This window comes from Nocardioides sp. Leaf285, from assembly GCF_001422955.1.
Classification (GTDB): Bacteria; Actinomycetota; Actinomycetes; order Propionibacteriales; family Nocardioidaceae; genus Nocardioides; species Nocardioides kribbensis.
The window spans coordinates 145,887-161,348 of the sequence record NZ_LMNH01000001.1 but is presented as its reverse complement, the minus strand read 5'-3'; the positions used below and the strand labels follow the sequence as shown (position 1 = coordinate 161,348).

Here is a 15,462-nt window from a genome sequence, read left to right as displayed (position 1 = left end):
ACGTGACCGCACCCACCGCCGGGACCGCCGGGACCGCCTCGGTCGGCGAGGCCGAGCGCCTGCGCGTCCAGCGGCACACGATGCGCGTGGTCGTGGCCGGCCAGGTGCTGGGCGGGGCCGGGCTGGCCGCGGGCGTCACGGTCGGGGCGCTGCTGGCCCAGCAGATGCTCGGCTCCGACGGTCTGGCCGGGCTGCCCGTCGCGCTCTTCACGCTCGGCTCGGCGCTCGCGGCGTACGTCGTGGGGCGCACCAGCCAGCGGCTCGGGCGCCGGGTCGGGCTCGCCGCGGGCTTCCTGGCCGGCGGGGCGGGAGCGGCGGGCATCGTCGTGGCCGCCGCCCTCGACAGCGTCGTGCTGCTGCTCCCGGCCCTGCTGGTCTACGGCGCCGGCACAGCCACCAACCTCCAGGCGAGGTACGCCGGCACCGACCTGGCCTCCCCCGCCGAGCGCGGCCGCGCGATCAGCACCGCGCTGGTGGCCACCACGGTCGGCGCCGTCGCCGGGCCCAACCTCGTCGGCCCGCTGGGCCGCCTCGCGGTCGGGCTCGGTCTGCCCGCCCTGGCCGGGCCGTTCCTGCTGGCCGCGATGGCCTACTCCGCGGCCGGGGTCGTGCTGCTCGCCCTGCTGCGGCCCGACCCGTTGCTGCTCGCCCGGCGCCTCGACACCGCGCCCGCACCGACCGCGGCCGGTGCGCCGGTCTCCCCCGGCACCCGGCGCGACACCCGGCCCGGCACCCGGCCCGGCACCCGGCCCGGCGCCCACGTCGGCGCCACCGTCATGGTGCTCACCCAGGTCACGATGGTGGCGATCATGACGATGACGCCGGTCCACATGCGCGAGCACGGCCACGACCTGGCCGACGTCGGCCTCGTGATCAGCCTGCACATCGCCGCGATGTACCTGCCCTCCCCGCTCACCGGCCGGCTGGTCGACCGGTGGGGCCGCACACCGGTGGCGGTGCTCGCCGGCGCGGTGCTGCTGGCCTCCGGGGTCACCGCGGCCCTCGCGCCCGGCGACTCGCTCGTGCTCACCACCCTGGCCCTGGTGCTGCTCGGACTGGGCTGGAACCTCGGGCTCATCGCCGGCACGGCCCTCGTGGTCGACGCCACCGAGCCCGCCACCCGGCCCCGCGTGCAGGGCGCGATCGACGTGCTGGTCGCCCTGGCCGGTGCCACCGGCGGCGTGCTGTCGGGCCTGGTGGTGAGCGCCAGCAGCTTCGCGACGCTCTCGCTGGGCGGCGGGCTGCTCGCCCTCGCCCTGCTGCCCGCGCTGCGCCGGGCCACCCCGCGCCGGGCCTAGAGGGTCACCTCGCAGTAGTCGTCGGGGCGCGCCGAGTCGTGCCACGGCAGGCAGTAGGACCGCTCGGCCACCCAGCCGGTGCCCGCGAGCACCAGCAGCGCGGTGAGCGGCACGGCCGCGGCCAGGGCCAGGTGGGTGACCGGGCGCAGGCGGCGTACGACCGGGCCGACGCAGAGCGCGGCCGCCACCAGGAGCAGCGCCCCCTGGAGCAGCCAGCCGACGACGAGCACGGCGTCGGTCAGACCGCACGACGGCGTCGTCGACGTGCAGGCGGTCATGACACCGAAGCCGAGCAGCGCCGACCCGGCCGTGGCCAGCCCGAGCGTGATCAGCAGCCCGAAGACCTGGAGGGCGGTGCGCAGGAGGATGAAGGAGTAGCTCATCGCCCCAGCCTCGGGGGCGCCGCGCCCCGGCGCCTGAGCACGCGGGCTCGTCCGCCCGGGCGCGGGACCTCCGACCCTGGCCGGACCCGCCCGCCGGGTCGAGGCTCGGGGCCATGGCCCTCGACTGCGTCGCCTCCAACCCCGAGCACTACCGCGTGGTCATGGAGAACGAGCGCGTGCGCGTGCTGCTCTACGAGGACGTCCCCGGCGTCCGCACGGTGGTCCACCGCCACCCCGACTCGGTGATGTGGACGCTGTCGTCCTTCCGTCGGCGCCTGGTGGGCGGGCAGTCCGAGGTCGACGTGGAGCTGCCGGCCGGCGCGGCGGTGTGGCTCCCGGCGCAGGAGCACCTCGGGGAGAACATCGGCGAGACCGACACCCGGGTGCTCTTCGTGGAGCTCAAGGAGCCTGCGCCCGCCGGCGCGGACCCCGGCCCCGGCTCCGGGACGGCGGTCGTGCTCGGCCCGGATTAGGACTGCTCGGGGAGGATGGGGCCATGCCCGAACTCCCCCGCAAGGCAGCAGCGCGCACGGCCCGCCTCGCGGCCCTGCCGCTGGGATACGCCGGGCGCAGCGCGCTCGGCTTCGGCAAGCGGATCGGCGGCAGACCCGCCGAGACCGTCATGTCCGACATCCAGCAGCGCACGGCCGAGCAGGTCTTCCGCACCCTGGGCGAGCTCAAGGGCGGGGCCATGAAGTTCGGCCAGGCGCTCTCGGTGCTCGAGGCCGCCCTGCCCGAGGAGCTCGCCGGCCCCTACCGCGCCGAACTGACCAAGCTCCAGGACTCCGCGCCCCCCATGCCGACCCAGACCGTGCGCGACACCATCGCCTCCGACCTCGGCCCGACCTGGCGCAGCCAGCTGACCTGGCTCGACGGCGGCCCGACGGCGGCCGCCTCCATCGGCCAGGTGCACAAGGGCCGGTGGCACGACGGGCGCGACGTCGCGGTGAAGGTGCAGTACCCCGGCGCCGGCGACGCGCTGCGCTCCGACCTCAAGCAGCTCTCCCGCCTGGCCCGCACCATCGGGCCGATGGTGCCCGGTCTCGACGTCAAGCCGCTCATCGAGGAGATGCAGGCCCGCACCGAGGAGGAGCTCGACTACCGCCTCGAGGCCGAGGCCCAGCGGGCCTTCGCAGCCGCGTTCCGCGACGACCCCGACATCCTCGTGCCCGACGTGGTGGCCGCCGGCGACACCACCCTGGTCACCGAGTGGCTCGAGTCGACCTCCTCGCTGGCCAAGGTGATCGCCGAGGGCACCCAGGCCGAGCGCGACCACTACGGCGAGCTCTTCGTGCGCTTCCTCGTGGCCGGACCGGCGCGCACGGGCATGCTCCACGCCGACCCCCACCCCGGCAACTTCCGCATCCTGCCGCGCCGCGACGACGAGCCGGGCGGCATGGGCGTGCTCGACTTCGGCGCCGTGGCCCGGCTCCCCGAGGGGCGCCTGCCCGAGGCCACCGGCCGGCTCATCCGCGTCGCCGCCACCGGCGACGCCGAGGCCCTCATGGAGGGGCTGCGGGGCGAGGGCTTCGTGCGCGACAAGGTCAGCCTCGACCCCCAGCAGCTGCTCGACTACCTCGCGCCCTTCGTCGAGCCGACCAAGACCGAGCGCTTCCGCTTCACCCGCGCGTGGATGCAGGAGCAGTTCCAGCGGATCAACAACCCTCGCGACCCCTCCTTCACCGTCGCCATCAAGATCAACCTGCCCCCGTCCTACCTCCTCATCCACCGCACCTGGCTGGGCGCGATCGGGATCCTCAGCCAGCTCGAGGCCGAGGTGCCCTTCCGCGAGATCCTCACCGAGTCGATGCCGGGCTTCGCGGAGGGCTGAGCCGGGTGTGATGGGGTGGCCCGGTGGACGGTCGATCTCTCGGGAGCGTGGTCGGAGCCGCAGGTGGCGCGCTCTTCGTCTGGAACGCCGCCGGCGACCTGGCCGCCACCACGTGGCTGCGGGCCGCGGCGGTGGCCCTGCTCGTCCTGACCGTGGGTGCGGCGCTGGTCGCCCGACGCGGTCGCGGCGGTGGGGGCGCGGCACCCCCGCGCAGCGCGCTGCGCACCTACGGCTGGAGCGTCACGCTGATGGCGGTCGCGATCGTCGTCGGTGCGCGCGCGTGGGTGGCCCTCGACCTCGAGGCGGTGGTGCTGCCCTGGGTGGTGCTCGTCGTGGGCGCCCACTTCCTGCCCTTCGCACGCGCCTTCGGCGCCCCCGTCTTCACCCGGCTCGGCGGCCTGCTGGTGCTGGTCGGCGGCGCCGGCGCGGTGGCGGCGGGCCTGGGCGTCGGGGACGCAGCGCCGGTCGCGGGGCTGCTCGCCGGGCTGGCGCTGCTCGCCTCCTGCCTCACCGCGGAGGTCCGCGGGCACGACCCGGGCCCCGCCGGCGCCGCGACCTGACCCGCCGGCGCCGCTAGGGCGTGGGGCCCGTCAGCGGCAGGTGCATCACGTGGAGCCCGACCAGGCCGTGGGCGCGGGAGTCGAAGGCCTCCGGCACGGTGCCGACGACGGTGAAGCCCAGCGAGCGCCACAGCGCGACGGCGGCGGTGTTGGTCTCGACCACCGCGTTGAACTGGATGGCGCGGAATCCCTGCTCGCGGTGCCACCGCACCACGTGCTCGCCCAGCCGCCGCCCGACGCCGCGCCCGCGGGCCCGCTCGGAGACCATGAACGACGCCGTGCCGACGTGGGCGCCCCGCCCGGGCCGGTTGGGGCCCATCCTGGCGCTGCCGAGCACCTCGCCGTCCTCCTCGAGCACCACCACCGCGCCCGGGCCGCCGGTCCACAGGGCACGGGCCTCCTCGCAGGTGAGGTCCTCGGGGTAGGCGTAGGTCTCCCCGGCCCGCACGATCTGCTCGAAGGAGGTCCACACGCGCGGCCAGTCGGCCTCGGTCGCGGGACGGATGGCGGGGTCGGGCGCGGCGGAGGGCTGCTCGGTCACCCGGTCATCCTGCCCGGGCGTCCTGCCCGGCGCTCACGTGACCGCTCAGGTGAGCGCTCAGGTGACCGGTGTGCAGTCGTGGCCGCAGCCGCCGGCCCCCGGGGCGGGCGGCCCGTCGGCGTGGTCGGCCGGGCGGTGCAGCACCGCGCCGGTGGGCTCGACCCTCACGTCCTCGCCCGTGTCGCCGCAGGCCGTGGCGGTGCCGTCGACGAGCAGGGTGTGGCCGCGCGGCTCGCGGGGCGGGAAGAGCACGGTGACCGCCTCGTGGGCCGCGAGGTTGGCCAGCGTGCCGCGCCCGGGGGCACGCACGAGCAGCGTGCCGCCCTCGAGGGTCGGCTCGACCGTCACGGCCTTCACCCCGGCCGAGGTGGAGACGGTCAGCAGGTAGCCCGCGCCGAAGTCCTCCAGCGCGGCGGCCAGGTCGGCGATCTCCACGGGGATGCTCATGCCCCGAGCCTAGGCGCTGCCCGCGGCCGGGCTCAGGCGTCGACCCAGCGGCGACCGACCTCGCGGGCCGCGAGCGCCCCGGAGCTCAGCTCGGCCAGCGTGGCGTGGAGGGCCGGCTCGCGCTCGGGAGCCACCCCCAGGCGCAGGGTGACGGCCCCGGCGTACGTCGCCCCGAGGACGCGGGTGCCGCGCGCCCGCAGCTCGCCCTCGATCCGGCCCGCGTCGGCGTGGGGCACGTCGACCTCGAGCTCGACGAGCAGCGAGCGGCGCACGACGTCGGCCTCGTCGAGCGCGGCGCGCACGGCGTCGCCGTAGGCGCGCACCAGGCCGCCGGCGCCCAGCAGCGTGCCGCCGAACCAGCGCGTCACCACCGCGACGACGTCGCTGAGGCCGGCCCCGCGCAGCACCTCGAGCATCGGGGCGCCGGCCGTGCCGGCGGGCTCGCCGTCGTCGGAGGAGCGCTCCACCGGCTGCGGTGGCGGGCCGAGCACGAAGGCGGAGCAGTGGTGCCGCGCGTCGTGGTGGGCACGCCGCTGCCGCTCGACCACGGCCCGGGCGGCCTCCTCCGCGGCCCCGCCCCCGACCCGCTCCACGACGCAGAGGAAGCGCGAGCGCCTCACCTCGGTCTCGACCGCGACCGAGCCGCGCACCGTCGCGTAGGCCTGGGCGCTCACGGGCTCACCACACCCCGAGCACGCCGCCGCCGAGGCGCACCACGAAGGCCGAGACCACGAGCAGGAAGAAGACCCGCACGAAGGCGGCGCCGCGCGCGACCGCCGTGCGCGCGCCGACGTAGGCGCCGAGCACGTTGCAGGCGCCCATGAGCAGCCCGATCTGCCACAGCACCGCGCCCTGGGGCACGAAGACGCACAGCGCGGCGAGGTTGGTGGCCCAGTTGGCCATCTTGGCCTGAGCGGAGGCGGCGAGGAAGCCGTAGCCGAGCAGGCCGACGAGGGCGAAGACGAAGAAGCTGCCGGTGCCCGGGCCGAGCGCCCCGTCGTAGAAGCCGACGAGGGCCCCGACGCCGAGCGCGGCGGTGGTGTGGTGGTGGCCGGCGAAGCGCAGCGCGGTGACCTCGCCGAGGCTGGGCTTGAGCAGCACGTAGGCCCCCACCACCACCAGGGCGACGAGCACGATCGGCTCGAAGGCCTCGCGGGGCACCTGCGAGGCGAGCAGTGCGCCCAGCGCGGAGCCGACGAAGGCGGCCAGCATGAGCGGCAGGAAGGTCCGCGGGTCGGGGCGCACGCGGCGGTAGAAGGTCACCGCGCTCGTGCTGGTGCCGCAGATCGAGGCCAGCTTGTTGGTCGCCAGCACCTGCACCGGCGAGGCGCCCGGCAGGCCGAGCAGCAGCGCCGGCAGCTGGATCAGACCGCCGCCTCCCACCACGGCGTCCACGAAGCCCGCCGAGACCGCCGCGAGGGCGAGGAGCGCGATCACGGTCAGCGACAGGTCCCCCACTGCGCCGACTGTAGGCGTCTGGCCGGGGCTGGTAGGCAGGAGGGGTGACGCGTGCCCTCCCGCCCCTGTCCGACCGCCCCCGCCGCCGCCTGACCCCCGCGGCGGGTCTCCTCGCCCTCGTGCTGACCGCCGGCTGCGGCTCCGGCGCGGGGGGCGACGACGCCCCTGCACGCAGCAGCGGACCCTCGGGCGGCCCCGGGGCCACCTCCTCGGTCGACCCGCAGCAGCCGGCCACCGGGCGAGCCGCGTTCGCCGCCCTCGAGGAGCGGTACGCCGCCCGGGTCGGCGTCGTGGCCATCGACACCGCCACCGGTGAGACCCTGGCCCACCGCGGCGACGAGCGCTTCCCCTACGCCTCGACCGTCAAGGCGCTGGCCGCCGCGGTGCTGCTCGACCGCACGACGCCCTCCGACCTCGAGCGGGTCGTGCCGGTGCGCCGCACCGACCTGGTCGACTACTCCCCCGTGGTCGAGCAGCGGGTGGGGCGCGGCCTCACCCTCGGCGCCGCCGCCGAGGCCGCCGTGCGGGTCAGCGACAACACCGCCGGCAACATCGTGCTCGAGGCGATCGGCGGGCCCGACGGCCTGCGTCGCGCCCTGCGCGGGCTGGGCGACCGGGTGACCGACCCGCGGCGCACCGAGCCGACGCTCAACCGCTTCGAGCCCGGCGACGACCGCGACACCACCACGCCGCGGGCGCTGGCCACCACGCTTCGCACCCTTGCGGTCGACGACACCCTCGCTCCCGCCGACCGACGGCTGCTGCTGCGGTGGATGTCGGGCAACGAGACCGGTGACACCCTGGTGCGCGCCGGCGTGCCCGACGACTGGGCGGTCGCCGACAAGTCCGGGTCGGGGGCCACCTACGCCGCCCGCAACGACGTCGCCGTCGTCACCCCGCCCGGCCGCGCACCGGTCGTGGTGGCCGTGCTGACCCGCAGCGAGGACGTCGACGCCGTCGCGCGCGACGCCCTGGTCGCGGCGGCCGCCGGGGTCGTGGCCCGCGAGCTCGGAGAGGCAGACTGACGGCGTGCGCATCGTCTCCCTCCTCCCCGCCACCACCGAGGCGCTCTTCGCCATCGGCGCGGGCGACGACGTCGTCGGCGTGACCTTCGAGTGCGACACCCCCGCCGAGGCCCGCAGCCGCACCATCGTGTCGACCTCGGCGATGCCCGAGGGGCTGGCGCCGGAGGAGATCGACGCCTTCGTCTCCGCTGCGGCCGCACGCGGTGAGGACCTCTACCGCCTCGACGCCGGCGCGCTGGCGGGACTCGACGCCGACCTGGTGGTGACCCAGGACCTCTGCGCGGTCTGCGCGGTCGACGTCGGCGTGGTCGACGACGCGCTGGCGCACCTAGGCTGCACCGCGGAGGTCCTGACCTGCGACCCCCACACCCTGGCGGAGGTCCTCGACACCGTCGTCGCCCTGGGCCGGGCCACCGGCCGCGAGCCTGCCGCGCAGGCGCTTGCCGCCTCGCTGTCGACCCGCCTCGACGCCGTCCGGGCGCGCGTGGCGGGCCGACCCCGCCCGCGGGTGGTGGTGCTGGAGTGGACCGACCCGCCCTACGCCCCCGGCCACTGGATCCCCGAGATGGTCGAGGCCGCCGGCGGTGAGTGCGTGCTCGGCGCTGCGGGCGAGAAGTCGACCCGGGTGCTGTGGGAGCGCGTGCACGAGGCGCGCCCCGACGTCGTCGTGGTCGCCCCGTGCGGCTACGACCGCGAGGGCGCCCGCCAGCAGGCCGACGCGCTCCTCGCCGCGGACCTGCTGCCCGCCGGGGTCCTCGTGCACCCCGTGGACGCCGACGCCCACTGGGCCCGCCCCGGCCCGCGGGTCGTCGACGGCGTCGAGGAGCTCGCCGCCGTGCTGCACCCTGCGTGAGCCGCCGTGCCCGTCGAGCGTCGGAGCGCCGTCGCGCCCTGTCGAGGGCCGTCGGGCGGTTGCGCCGGCGCACGCACCCGGAGTAGGCCTGGGGTGACGGCGCCCGTCGGGGTGCCGCGCGGACGTGGAAGGTCGTGGTGGGGATGGTCCTGACGAGACGCGGGAGCCGCTCGGTGGGCGCCGTGGTGGCGTCGGCGGTGGCCGTGCTGGTGACGGCGGCGCTGCCGGCGAGCGCCGCGACCAGGACGTTCTCCGACAAGGCCGGCGACCTCGACCACCCCGCCGACCTGCGCGCGGTGACGGTGGTCAACCGTGAGGGCGCCGTGCGGGTGACGGTGGAGGTGCGCGACCTGCGCAAGAGCGGCCCGAAGGTCACCGGGGGCTCGGTCTTCCTCGACACCGACGGTGACCGGGAGCCCGACTACGTGCTGACCGGCGGTTTCTTCGCCGGCACCGACTACGCGCTGCTGCGCACCTTCTCCTGGAGCCTGCGCAAGACCGGGGAGCGCGTGCTGTGCGACTACGCCCTGCACCCCCGCTACGCCGACGACCTGGTCAGGATGCGCCTCGACACCGACTGCTTCGAGGCCGAGCCGGGCGAGGGCCCGGTGCGGGTGGAGGTCAGGGTCGCCGGCTCGCGACCCGACGGCGGGGTCGCGGTCGACTGGCTGCGCTCGCCGCGCTCCTTCGGCGCGGCGGTGGCGCGGTCCTAGCGGCCCTCGTGCCGCCGCCCGCGACTGTCGGTGCCCCCCGCTAGACCTGTCCGTACGCCGGAGCAGGGTGCACCGGACGGGAGCGGAGGACGCGTGCACGACCACGACACCCCACCGTTGCGCGACCGGGTGGCGGTCCAGATCCTCGACGAGGCCGCCGAGGCGACCTGGCCGCGCCCGCGGGAGTGCTCGCTGTGCTTCGTGGCCCGGATGCTGCAGGCCCACGGCTGCGACGGCTCGATGCGCTGGGCCGAGCGCTTCCGCGAGGTGCGCTCCCCCACGGCGACGGGGCTGGAGCGGCGGCTGTCCCACCGAGGCGGCGGGTGCGACTGCGCCGCGCTCGCCGCGGGGTGGCGACCGGCGCGTCACGTGATGGAGCGCGACCTGCACACCGACGAGCTCAGCGCGCCCGCGCGGTGGCCCGACTGCGCAGGGGTGCGCCGGACGTCGTCGCGGGGCTGCGGCCACTGGGAGCGCGCCCCGCGCTGAGCCGAGGGCCCGAGGCGGGGCCGCCGCCTCAGTCGCCCCCGACCCACCAGCCCCGGCCGCCGCCGAAGAGACCGCCGTAGCCTCCGCCGCGGGCGCCGCCCTCGTCCCAGCCAAGGTCCCCACCGGAGCGGCCGCTGCGGTCGCCGAGGTAGGAGCCGACCACGGCGGCGCCGAGGTCGTCGAGCTCCGGGGCGACGACCCGGCCGTCGACCCGCTGGGCCATCTGCTCGATGAAGCGGGCCAGACCGGGGTCCTCGCCGAGGCGGAAGAAGGTGGTCTGGGCCCCCAGCCGCATCGCGTTGTCGAGCTCGCGCACGGCGTAGGCCACGGTGAGCGGGTGGGGCGGATAGCTGAAGTAGACCTCGCCGCTGGTCTCCAGGTGGGAGGTCGGCTCGCCGTCGGTGACGATGAGCAGCACCGGCTGGGCGTTGGGGTGCTTGCGGAAGTGGCGGTTGGCCAGCAGCAGCGCGTGGTGCAGGTTGGTGCCCTTGTCCCACATGGCGTCGAGGGCGGTGAGCTCCTCGATCTCCATGACCTGGGCACTGCGACCGAAGCCGATCAGCTGCAGGTGGTCGCCGCGGAAGCGGCTGCGGATGAGGGTGTGCAGCGCCAGCGCGGTGCGCTTCATCGGCACCCAGCGCCCGTCCATCGCCATCGAGAACGACGTGTCGACCAGCAGCGCGACGCAGGCCTGGGTGCGGGCCTCGGTCTCCTGCACCTCGACGTCGTCGATGGTCAGCCGCACGCCGTCGGCGGCCGAGCCTCCCTCGGAGACGGTGCGCAGCACGGCGTTGGTGACGGTGCGGGTGACGTCCCACGGCTCGGTGTCGCCGAAGGCCCACGACCGGGTGGCGCCGGAGCGCTCGCCCGAGGCGCCGGCGCGGTCGAGGTCGCGCTGGCCCTGACGCCCGGAGATGCGCTGGGCCACGTCGCGCAGCAGCGACTTCCCGAGCTGGCGCATGGCCTTCGGGGTCAGCCGCAGCTGGCCGTCGGAGCCGCGCTGCAGCGTCCCGGAGTCGCGCAGCGCGTGCTCGAGCTGCTGCAGGGTGCGGGCGTCGACGCCCGCGGCGTCGCCGAGCTGCTGGGCCAGCAGCTCGAGGTCGAGGTCGTCCATGCGCGCGCCGCCGTAGGACTGCGAGAGCTGCTCGGAGAGCGCGTCGAGGTCGGCGAGGTCCTGGAAGGCGCCCGTGCCGTCGCCGAGGCCGAGGCCCTCCTGGCCGTCCATCCGCTCCGAGCCGCCCCAGTCCTCGCCGGGGCGCAGCGCCTGGAGGTTGCCGTCGAGGCGGCCGAGCTGGTCCATCAGCTCCGGTGAGCCGAAGGCCTGCGCCGCCAGGGCGTCGAGCTCGTCGCGCTGCTCCTGGGTCATCGAGTTGCGCATCCGCTGGGCGGCCGCGGCGCGCTGGGCCAGGGAGTCGAGCAGCTCCTCGACGCTCTGGGGGTCCTCGGGGAAGTGCTGGCCGTGCTTGTCCATGAAGTCGGCGAAGTCCTGCTCGGTGTCCTCGCCGCGACGGTGCTTGTCGAGCAGGTCGTTGAGGTCGGAGACCATCGCGGCGACCGCGGCGCGGTCCTCGTCGGTGGCGTTCTCCAGGGCCTGCTTCATGCCCGCGAAGCGCTGGTCGAGCATCTCGCGACCGAGCAGGTCCTTGATCTGCTCGAAGGCCTCGCGGGCCTCGCGCGACTGCCAGTCGTAGGACGACAGCTCGCTGACCGCGGCCGCGGGGCTCGGCGGGAGGCCCTCGAGCTGCATCTCGCGGAAGGCCCGGTCGGCGTCGTCCATCATCGCGTCGCGCGCCAGCTGCTTGCGCTCCTCGAGCACGGCCCGGTCGAGGAGCTCGCGCACCTCCTGCATCGTGCCGTCGAGGTTGTGGCGCGAGAGCAGCTCACGACGCTTCTCCGCGACCTGGCGGGCCAGGTCGTCGAGGCCCTGCTGGTCGCGGCCACCGCGACGCAGGAACTCGCGCATCGCCCGCTCCGGTGAGGCACCGGCCATCACGTCCTCGCCGATGGCGTCGAGGGCCTCGGCCAGGTCGACGGGCGGGGCGAGCGGGTCGGCGCCCCCGTCGTAGCGGCCGTAGCTCGCGGCGCGGCGACGGCTCCAGCGGTCAGCCATAGACGGTCTCGCCACCCCCGGACTCCTTGCTCACCTTGCGGGCGAGGTAGAGCCCCTCGAGGGCCAGCTCGATGGCGCCGGCGCGCTGGCCGTCGTTGGTCGCGCCGAGCCGGTCGCAGACGTCGTCGTAGAGCTCCGACTCCCCCAGCACCGGCAGCCCGGTGAGGAAGTCGCGGGCGGTGACCTGCTCGCCGGTGGTGACCATCACGCCGCTCTCGAGGGCGTCGACGAGCACGCCGAAGTCGAGACCGCGGAAGTGCGTGCGCACGGTCTCGGCGGTGGCGGTGCGCAGCAGGTGGGTGAGGATCTCACCCTCGCGGCCCTCCTCGCCCGACTCGAACTCGATCTTGCCGCCGAGCACGTCGACGGCGGTCTCGAGGTCCACCGGACGCGCCACGGCGTCGTCCTCGCCCTGGGAGACCGCGCGGTGGATGGCGGCGGCCGCGATGGTCTCGGCGCCGGCGATGGCGAAGCGGGCCGAGACGCCGGAGCGCTGGTCGACCGAGGAGGACTCGCGCAGGTTGCGGGTGAAGCGGGCGAGGATCTCGACGAGGTAGTCGGGCACCTCGGCCACGAGGTCGGCCTCCTGCCGGATCACCGCGACCTCGTCGACCAGCTCGGTCGGGTAGTGGGTGCGGATCTCGGCGCCGAAGCGGTCCTTGAGCGGGGTGATGATGCGGCCGCGGTTGGTGTAGTCCTCGGGGTTGGCGCTGGCCACGACGAGGGTGTCGAGCGGCAGGCGCAGCACGTAGCCGCGGATCTGGATGTCGCGCTCCTCCATCACGTTGAGCATCGCCACCTGGATCCGCTCCGCGAGGTCGGGCAGCTCGTTGATGGCCACGATGCCGCGGTGGCTGCGCGGGATGAGCCCGAAGTGGATGGTCTCCGGGTCGCCCAGCGAGCGGCCCTCGGCCACCTTCATCGGGTCGACGTCGCCGATGAGGTCGGCCACGCTGGTGTCGGGGGTGGCCAGCTTCTCGGCGTAGCGCTCGTCGCGGTGGCGCCAGGTGATCGGCAGGGCGTCGCCGAGCTCACCGGCCCGGCGGCGCGAGGCCACGGTGATGGGGTCGTAGGGGTGCTCGCCGAGCTCGGAGCCGGCGATGACCGGGGTCCACTCGTCGAGCAGGCCGACCATGGTGCGCAGCAGCCGGGTCTTGCCCTGGCCGCGCTCGCCGAGCAGCACGATGTCGTGGCCGGCGATGAGGGCGCGCTCGAGCTGGGGGATCACGGTGTCCTGGAGGCCGTGCAGGCCGGGCCAGGGGTCGCGGCCCTCGCGCAGGGCGGCGAGGAGGTTGTCGCGGATCTCGGTGCGCAGCGGGCGGTGCTCGTGGCCCGAGGCCCGCAGCTCGCCGACGGTGGTGGAGGTGGGAGCAGACGTCACGCGATCCACGCTACTGACGGGTCGCAACCGCCCCGTCGCGCGTCGGGCGCGGGTCAGGGGCGCTCGGCCACCAGCGGGGCCACGGGCACCACGGCCACGGCGCCGTCGGCGTGCTCGAGCACGGCCGGGGCCACCGAGCCGAGCAGCAGCGAGCGCACCGGGGAGCCGGGGCGGTAGCCCACGACGGTGAGGTCGCGGCCCCGTGAGGCCGCGACGATCTCGTCGTCGGCCAGGCCGTAGGCGACGGTCAGGGTGACGTCGACGCCGGGGTGCCGCTCGGCCAGGCCGGCGACCGCCTCCGACAGCAGGGCGCGCACGTCGGCGACCTCGGGGTCCTCGGCCGGGGCGCGGTGCAGGCCGGCGGCGGTGGCCCGCACGTCCCAGACGCAGTGGAGCACCTCCAGCGGCAGGCCGCGCAGCGCCGCCTGCTGGTAGCCGAACTCGACCACCGCGAGCGAGCCCGGGGTGCCGTCGACGCCGACCAGCACCCCGCCGCGCGGGCGGTCGTCGGGGTGGGCGCCCCGACCCGCCCGGCCGGGGCGGCGCACGGCGGCGCCGGGGCGCACCACGACCACGGGGCAGTGGGCGTGGCGCGCGACGGCGACGCTCACCGAGCCCAGCAGCAGCGAGGCCACGGGGCCGCGCCCCCGGGACCCGAGCACGAGCAGCGAGGCGTGGCGGGAGAGGTCCTCCAGCATGGAGCGCGGGTCGTCGGCACGCAGCAGCAGCACCACCTCGAGGTCGGGGTGGTCGGCCAGCACCCGCCCCCGGGCGTCCTGGAGCAGCGTGCACGCGTCGTCGCCGACGGCGTCGAGCACGTCGCGCGAGTCGACACCGGCCTGGTCGAGCCACACCGAGCCCACCAGGCGGTAGGCGTGCACCAGGGCCAACGGCCGGCGCAGCAGCAGGCACTGACGCGCCGCCCACGCCAGCGCGAGGTCGGCGTCGTGGGAGCCGTCGATCCCGACGACCACGGCTCCGGTGGGCAGGTTGGCGGTCGGGCGGGCGGAGGAGAGGTCGGTCACCGTCATGGCTCCAGCCTCACCAGCCCCGCGGGCGGCAGCCACGGACGAAGGTCCCGACCCCGCGGGCCCTCGGTCGTCGCTACGCTCTCGGCTCGTGACGCTCGCGGTGGTCCTCCTGGCGGCGCTCAGCGCCGTGCTCGCCGTTGCCGTGGCCGCGCTGGCCCTGCGCCTGTCGGCCGCCCGCCGGCGGGAGCGCGAGGCGCGGCGGCGCGTCGCCGTGCTGGAGGCCGACCTCGACGTCGCCCTGCGCCCGCGTCCCGCGGCCACCCCGGCCGAGCGCGCCGTGCGCCGGGTCGTGCGGACCGCCACCAGGGTCCGCGAGCAGGGCGTGGCGGGTCTGCTCCAGTCCTCGCTGGAGGACCTCCAGGCCTGGGCCGCCGAGCAGCAGCAGAGCGTGGCGAGCATGGCCAGCTCCGACGGTCGGGTGACCCTGCTGTTCTCCGACATCGAGGGGTCGACACGGCTCAACGAGCGGCTCGGCGACGCCACCTGGGTGCGGGTGCTCCAGGCCCACGACACCCTCCTGCGCGCCCGGATCGAGCGCTACCGCGGCCAGGTGGTCAAGACCGCCGGCGACGGCTTCATGGTCGCCTTCCGCGATCCCGAGGCGGCCTGCCGCGCCGCCGTGGGGGTGCAGCGCGACCTCAAGCGCACCCTCGACCCCCGGCTGCGGCTGGTGGCGCCGGTGCGGGTGCGCATCGGCATCCACACCGGTCCCGTGGTCGCCCGCGACGGCGACTACTTCGGGCGCAACGTCGCCATGGCCGCCCGGGTCGCCGACACCGCCCAGGGCGGGGAGGTCCTGGCCAGCGAGGCCGTGCGCGCCGCCCTCGACGACGACGCCGCGGTCGAGCTGGTCGAGGCCGGGGAGGTCGGGCTCAAGGGCCTGCCGGGCGTGCACGCCCTGTGGCGGGTCCTGCCCCGCGGGGAGGTCGGGTGAGTACCGGACCGCTGCGCGCGACCTGCCCGTGCGGCAGCGGCGCGGCCTACGACGCCTGCTGCGGGCGCCTGCACCGTGGCGCCGCGCGGGCGGAGACCCCCGAGGAGCTGATGCGCTCGCGCTACGCCGCCTTCGCGGTGGGCGACGCGGCGTACCTCTTCCGCACCTGGCACCCGCGCACCCGCCCCGACGACGTCGAGCTCGACCCCGCCACGGTGTGGACCGGGCTCGAGGTGCTCTCGGCCGGGGCCGACGACGTCGCCTTCGTGGCCCGTTACGAGCGGCACGGGCACCCCGGGGAGCAGCGCGAGCACAGCCGCTTCGTGCGGCGGGCCGGGCGGTGGGTCTACCTCGACGGCAGCGGCGGCGACCACGGCGGCGACCACGGCGGGGCCGGCGGCTAGCCCC

General features: G+C 76.1%; 18 protein-coding genes. 10 read left to right on the top strand and 8 right to left on the bottom strand.

The features are described from left to right. Nucleotides 1-2 precede the first annotated feature (2 nt). On the top strand, nt 3-1,298 hold the full coding sequence (locus ASF47_RS00850; protein ID WP_056862152.1) for an MFS transporter: 1,296 nt from the start codon (nt 3-5) through the stop codon (nt 1,296-1,298). Here the strand turns inward: ASF47_RS00850 and ASF47_RS00845 are convergent. After that, a complete protein-coding gene (locus tag ASF47_RS00845; RefSeq protein ID WP_056862151.1) occupies nt 1,295-1,681 on the bottom strand; it encodes a hypothetical protein in 387 nt (128 codons plus the stop codon). The two genes, ASF47_RS00850 and ASF47_RS00845, sit on opposite strands and share 4 nt — an antisense overlap. Nucleotides 1,682-1,794: 113 nt before the next feature. On the opposite strand from ASF47_RS00845, the gene ASF47_RS00840 reads away from it, so the two are divergent. The 3 genes from ASF47_RS00840 to ASF47_RS00830 are packed head-to-tail and all read left to right on the top strand — an operon-like array spanning nt 1,795 to nt 4,072. Next, nucleotides 1,795-2,154, top strand: coding sequence for a hypothetical protein (locus ASF47_RS00840; protein ID WP_056862150.1), 360 nt, complete (start codon nt 1,795-1,797; stop codon nt 2,152-2,154). Nucleotides 2,155-2,177: 23 nt separating this feature from the next. Further along, entirely contained in the window at nt 2,178-3,512 is a 1,335-nt protein-coding gene (locus ASF47_RS00835) for an ABC1 kinase family protein (protein ID WP_056862149.1), read from the top strand. 23 nt (nt 3,513-3,535) lie between these two features. Further along, nucleotides 3,536-4,072: a hypothetical protein gene (locus ASF47_RS00830; RefSeq protein WP_156697673.1), complete on the top strand. Its 537-nt coding sequence runs from the start codon at nt 3,536-3,538 to the stop codon at nt 4,070-4,072. 13 nt (nt 4,073-4,085) lie between these two features. Here ASF47_RS00830 and ASF47_RS00825 read toward each other — a convergent pair whose 3' ends face one another. Genes ASF47_RS00825 through ASF47_RS00810 form a run of 4 tightly spaced genes read right to left on the bottom strand, consistent with a single transcriptional unit; the run spans nt 4,086 to nt 6,518 of the window. After that, the gene (locus ASF47_RS00825; RefSeq protein ID WP_235558569.1) at nt 4,086-4,613 is read right to left on the bottom strand and encodes a GNAT family N-acetyltransferase; all 528 of its coding nucleotides are present in this window, start codon (nt 4,611-4,613) and stop codon (nt 4,086-4,088) included. Nucleotides 4,614-4,670: 57 nt separating this feature from the next. Continuing rightward, nucleotides 4,671-5,060 (bottom strand): hypothetical protein, encoded by a 390-nt coding sequence (locus tag ASF47_RS00820; protein WP_056862147.1) that lies wholly within the window; start codon nt 5,058-5,060, stop codon nt 4,671-4,673. A 32-nt stretch (nt 5,061-5,092) separates the two neighbouring features. Continuing rightward, nucleotides 5,093-5,734, bottom strand: coding sequence for an IMPACT family protein (locus tag ASF47_RS00815; protein WP_056862146.1), 642 nt, complete (start codon nt 5,732-5,734; stop codon nt 5,093-5,095). A 4-nt stretch (nt 5,735-5,738) separates the two neighbouring features. Further along, nucleotides 5,739-6,518: a TSUP family transporter gene (locus tag ASF47_RS00810; protein WP_056862145.1), complete on the bottom strand. Its 780-nt coding sequence runs from the start codon at nt 6,516-6,518 to the stop codon at nt 5,739-5,741. 44 nt (nt 6,519-6,562) lie between these two features. Between ASF47_RS00810 and bla the strand changes: the two genes are divergently transcribed. From bla to ASF47_RS00790, 4 genes are all read left to right on the top strand, one after another. After that, nucleotides 6,563-7,543 carry a class A beta-lactamase gene (gene bla / locus ASF47_RS00805; protein WP_200918905.1) on the top strand — a complete coding sequence of 327 codons (981 nt, stop codon included), beginning with the start codon at nt 6,563-6,565 and terminating at the stop codon, nt 7,541-7,543. A 4-nt stretch (nt 7,544-7,547) separates the two neighbouring features. Then, the gene (locus tag ASF47_RS00800) at nt 7,548-8,396 is read left to right on the top strand and encodes an ABC transporter substrate-binding protein (protein WP_056862144.1); all 849 of its coding nucleotides are present in this window, start codon (nt 7,548-7,550) and stop codon (nt 8,394-8,396) included. A 173-nt stretch (nt 8,397-8,569) separates the two neighbouring features. Beyond that, a complete protein-coding gene (locus tag ASF47_RS00795; protein WP_056862143.1) occupies nt 8,570-9,109 on the top strand; it encodes a hypothetical protein in 540 nt (179 codons plus the stop codon). A 93-nt stretch (nt 9,110-9,202) separates the two neighbouring features. Continuing rightward, the gene (locus ASF47_RS00790) at nt 9,203-9,598 is read left to right on the top strand and encodes a DUF2695 domain-containing protein (protein ID WP_235558568.1); all 396 of its coding nucleotides are present in this window, start codon (nt 9,203-9,205) and stop codon (nt 9,596-9,598) included. Between the two features lie 28 nt (nt 9,599-9,626). On the opposite strand, the gene ASF47_RS00785 is transcribed toward ASF47_RS00790, so the two are convergent. Genes ASF47_RS00785 through ASF47_RS00775 form a run of 3 tightly spaced genes read right to left on the bottom strand, consistent with a single transcriptional unit; the run spans nt 9,627 to nt 14,120 of the window. Next, nucleotides 9,627-11,708 (bottom strand): vWA domain-containing protein, encoded by a 2,082-nt coding sequence (locus ASF47_RS00785; protein WP_056862142.1) that lies wholly within the window; start codon nt 11,706-11,708, stop codon nt 9,627-9,629. After that, complete coding sequence (locus ASF47_RS00780; RefSeq protein WP_056862141.1) at nt 11,701-13,089, bottom strand: hypothetical protein; 1,389 nt, start codon at nt 13,087-13,089, stop codon at nt 11,701-11,703. Before ASF47_RS00780 ends, ASF47_RS00785 begins: the two co-directional genes overlap by 8 nt. Nucleotides 13,090-13,142: 53 nt before the next feature. Continuing rightward, entirely contained in the window at nt 13,143-14,120 is a 978-nt protein-coding gene (locus ASF47_RS00775; protein WP_056862140.1) for a universal stress protein, read from the bottom strand. Nucleotides 14,121-14,208: 88 nt separating this feature from the next. Here ASF47_RS00775 and ASF47_RS00770 point away from each other — a divergent pair, with 88 nt between their 5' ends. Further along, entirely contained in the window at nt 14,209-15,054 is an 846-nt protein-coding gene (locus ASF47_RS00770) for an adenylate/guanylate cyclase domain-containing protein (protein WP_056862139.1), read from the top strand. Then, nucleotides 15,051-15,458 (top strand): YchJ family protein, encoded by a 408-nt coding sequence (locus ASF47_RS00765; protein WP_235558567.1) that lies wholly within the window; start codon nt 15,051-15,053, stop codon nt 15,456-15,458. Before ASF47_RS00770 ends, ASF47_RS00765 begins: the two co-directional genes overlap by 4 nt. Nucleotides 15,459-15,462 lie beyond the last annotated feature (4 nt).

Bases quoted from the DNA above. Each gene is read 5' to 3' on its own strand.
- ASF47_RS00785 (WP_056862142.1), bottom strand. From the start codon at position 11,708: ATGGCTGACCGCTGGAGCCGTCGCCGCGCCGCGAGCTACGGCCGCTAC.
- ASF47_RS00845 (WP_056862151.1), bottom strand. From the start codon at position 1,681: ATGAGCTACTCCTTCATCCTCCTGCGCACCGCCCTCCAGGTCTTCGGG.
- ASF47_RS00775 (WP_056862140.1), bottom strand. From the start codon at position 14,120: ATGACGGTGACCGACCTCTCCTCCGCCCGCCCGACCGCCAACCTGCCC.
- ASF47_RS00840 (WP_056862150.1), top strand. From the start codon at position 1,795: ATGGCCCTCGACTGCGTCGCCTCCAACCCCGAGCACTACCGCGTGGTC.
- ASF47_RS00835 (WP_056862149.1), top strand. From the start codon at position 2,178: ATGCCCGAACTCCCCCGCAAGGCAGCAGCGCGCACGGCCCGCCTCGCG.
- ASF47_RS00820 (WP_056862147.1), bottom strand. From the start codon at position 5,060: ATGAGCATCCCCGTGGAGATCGCCGACCTGGCCGCCGCGCTGGAGGAC.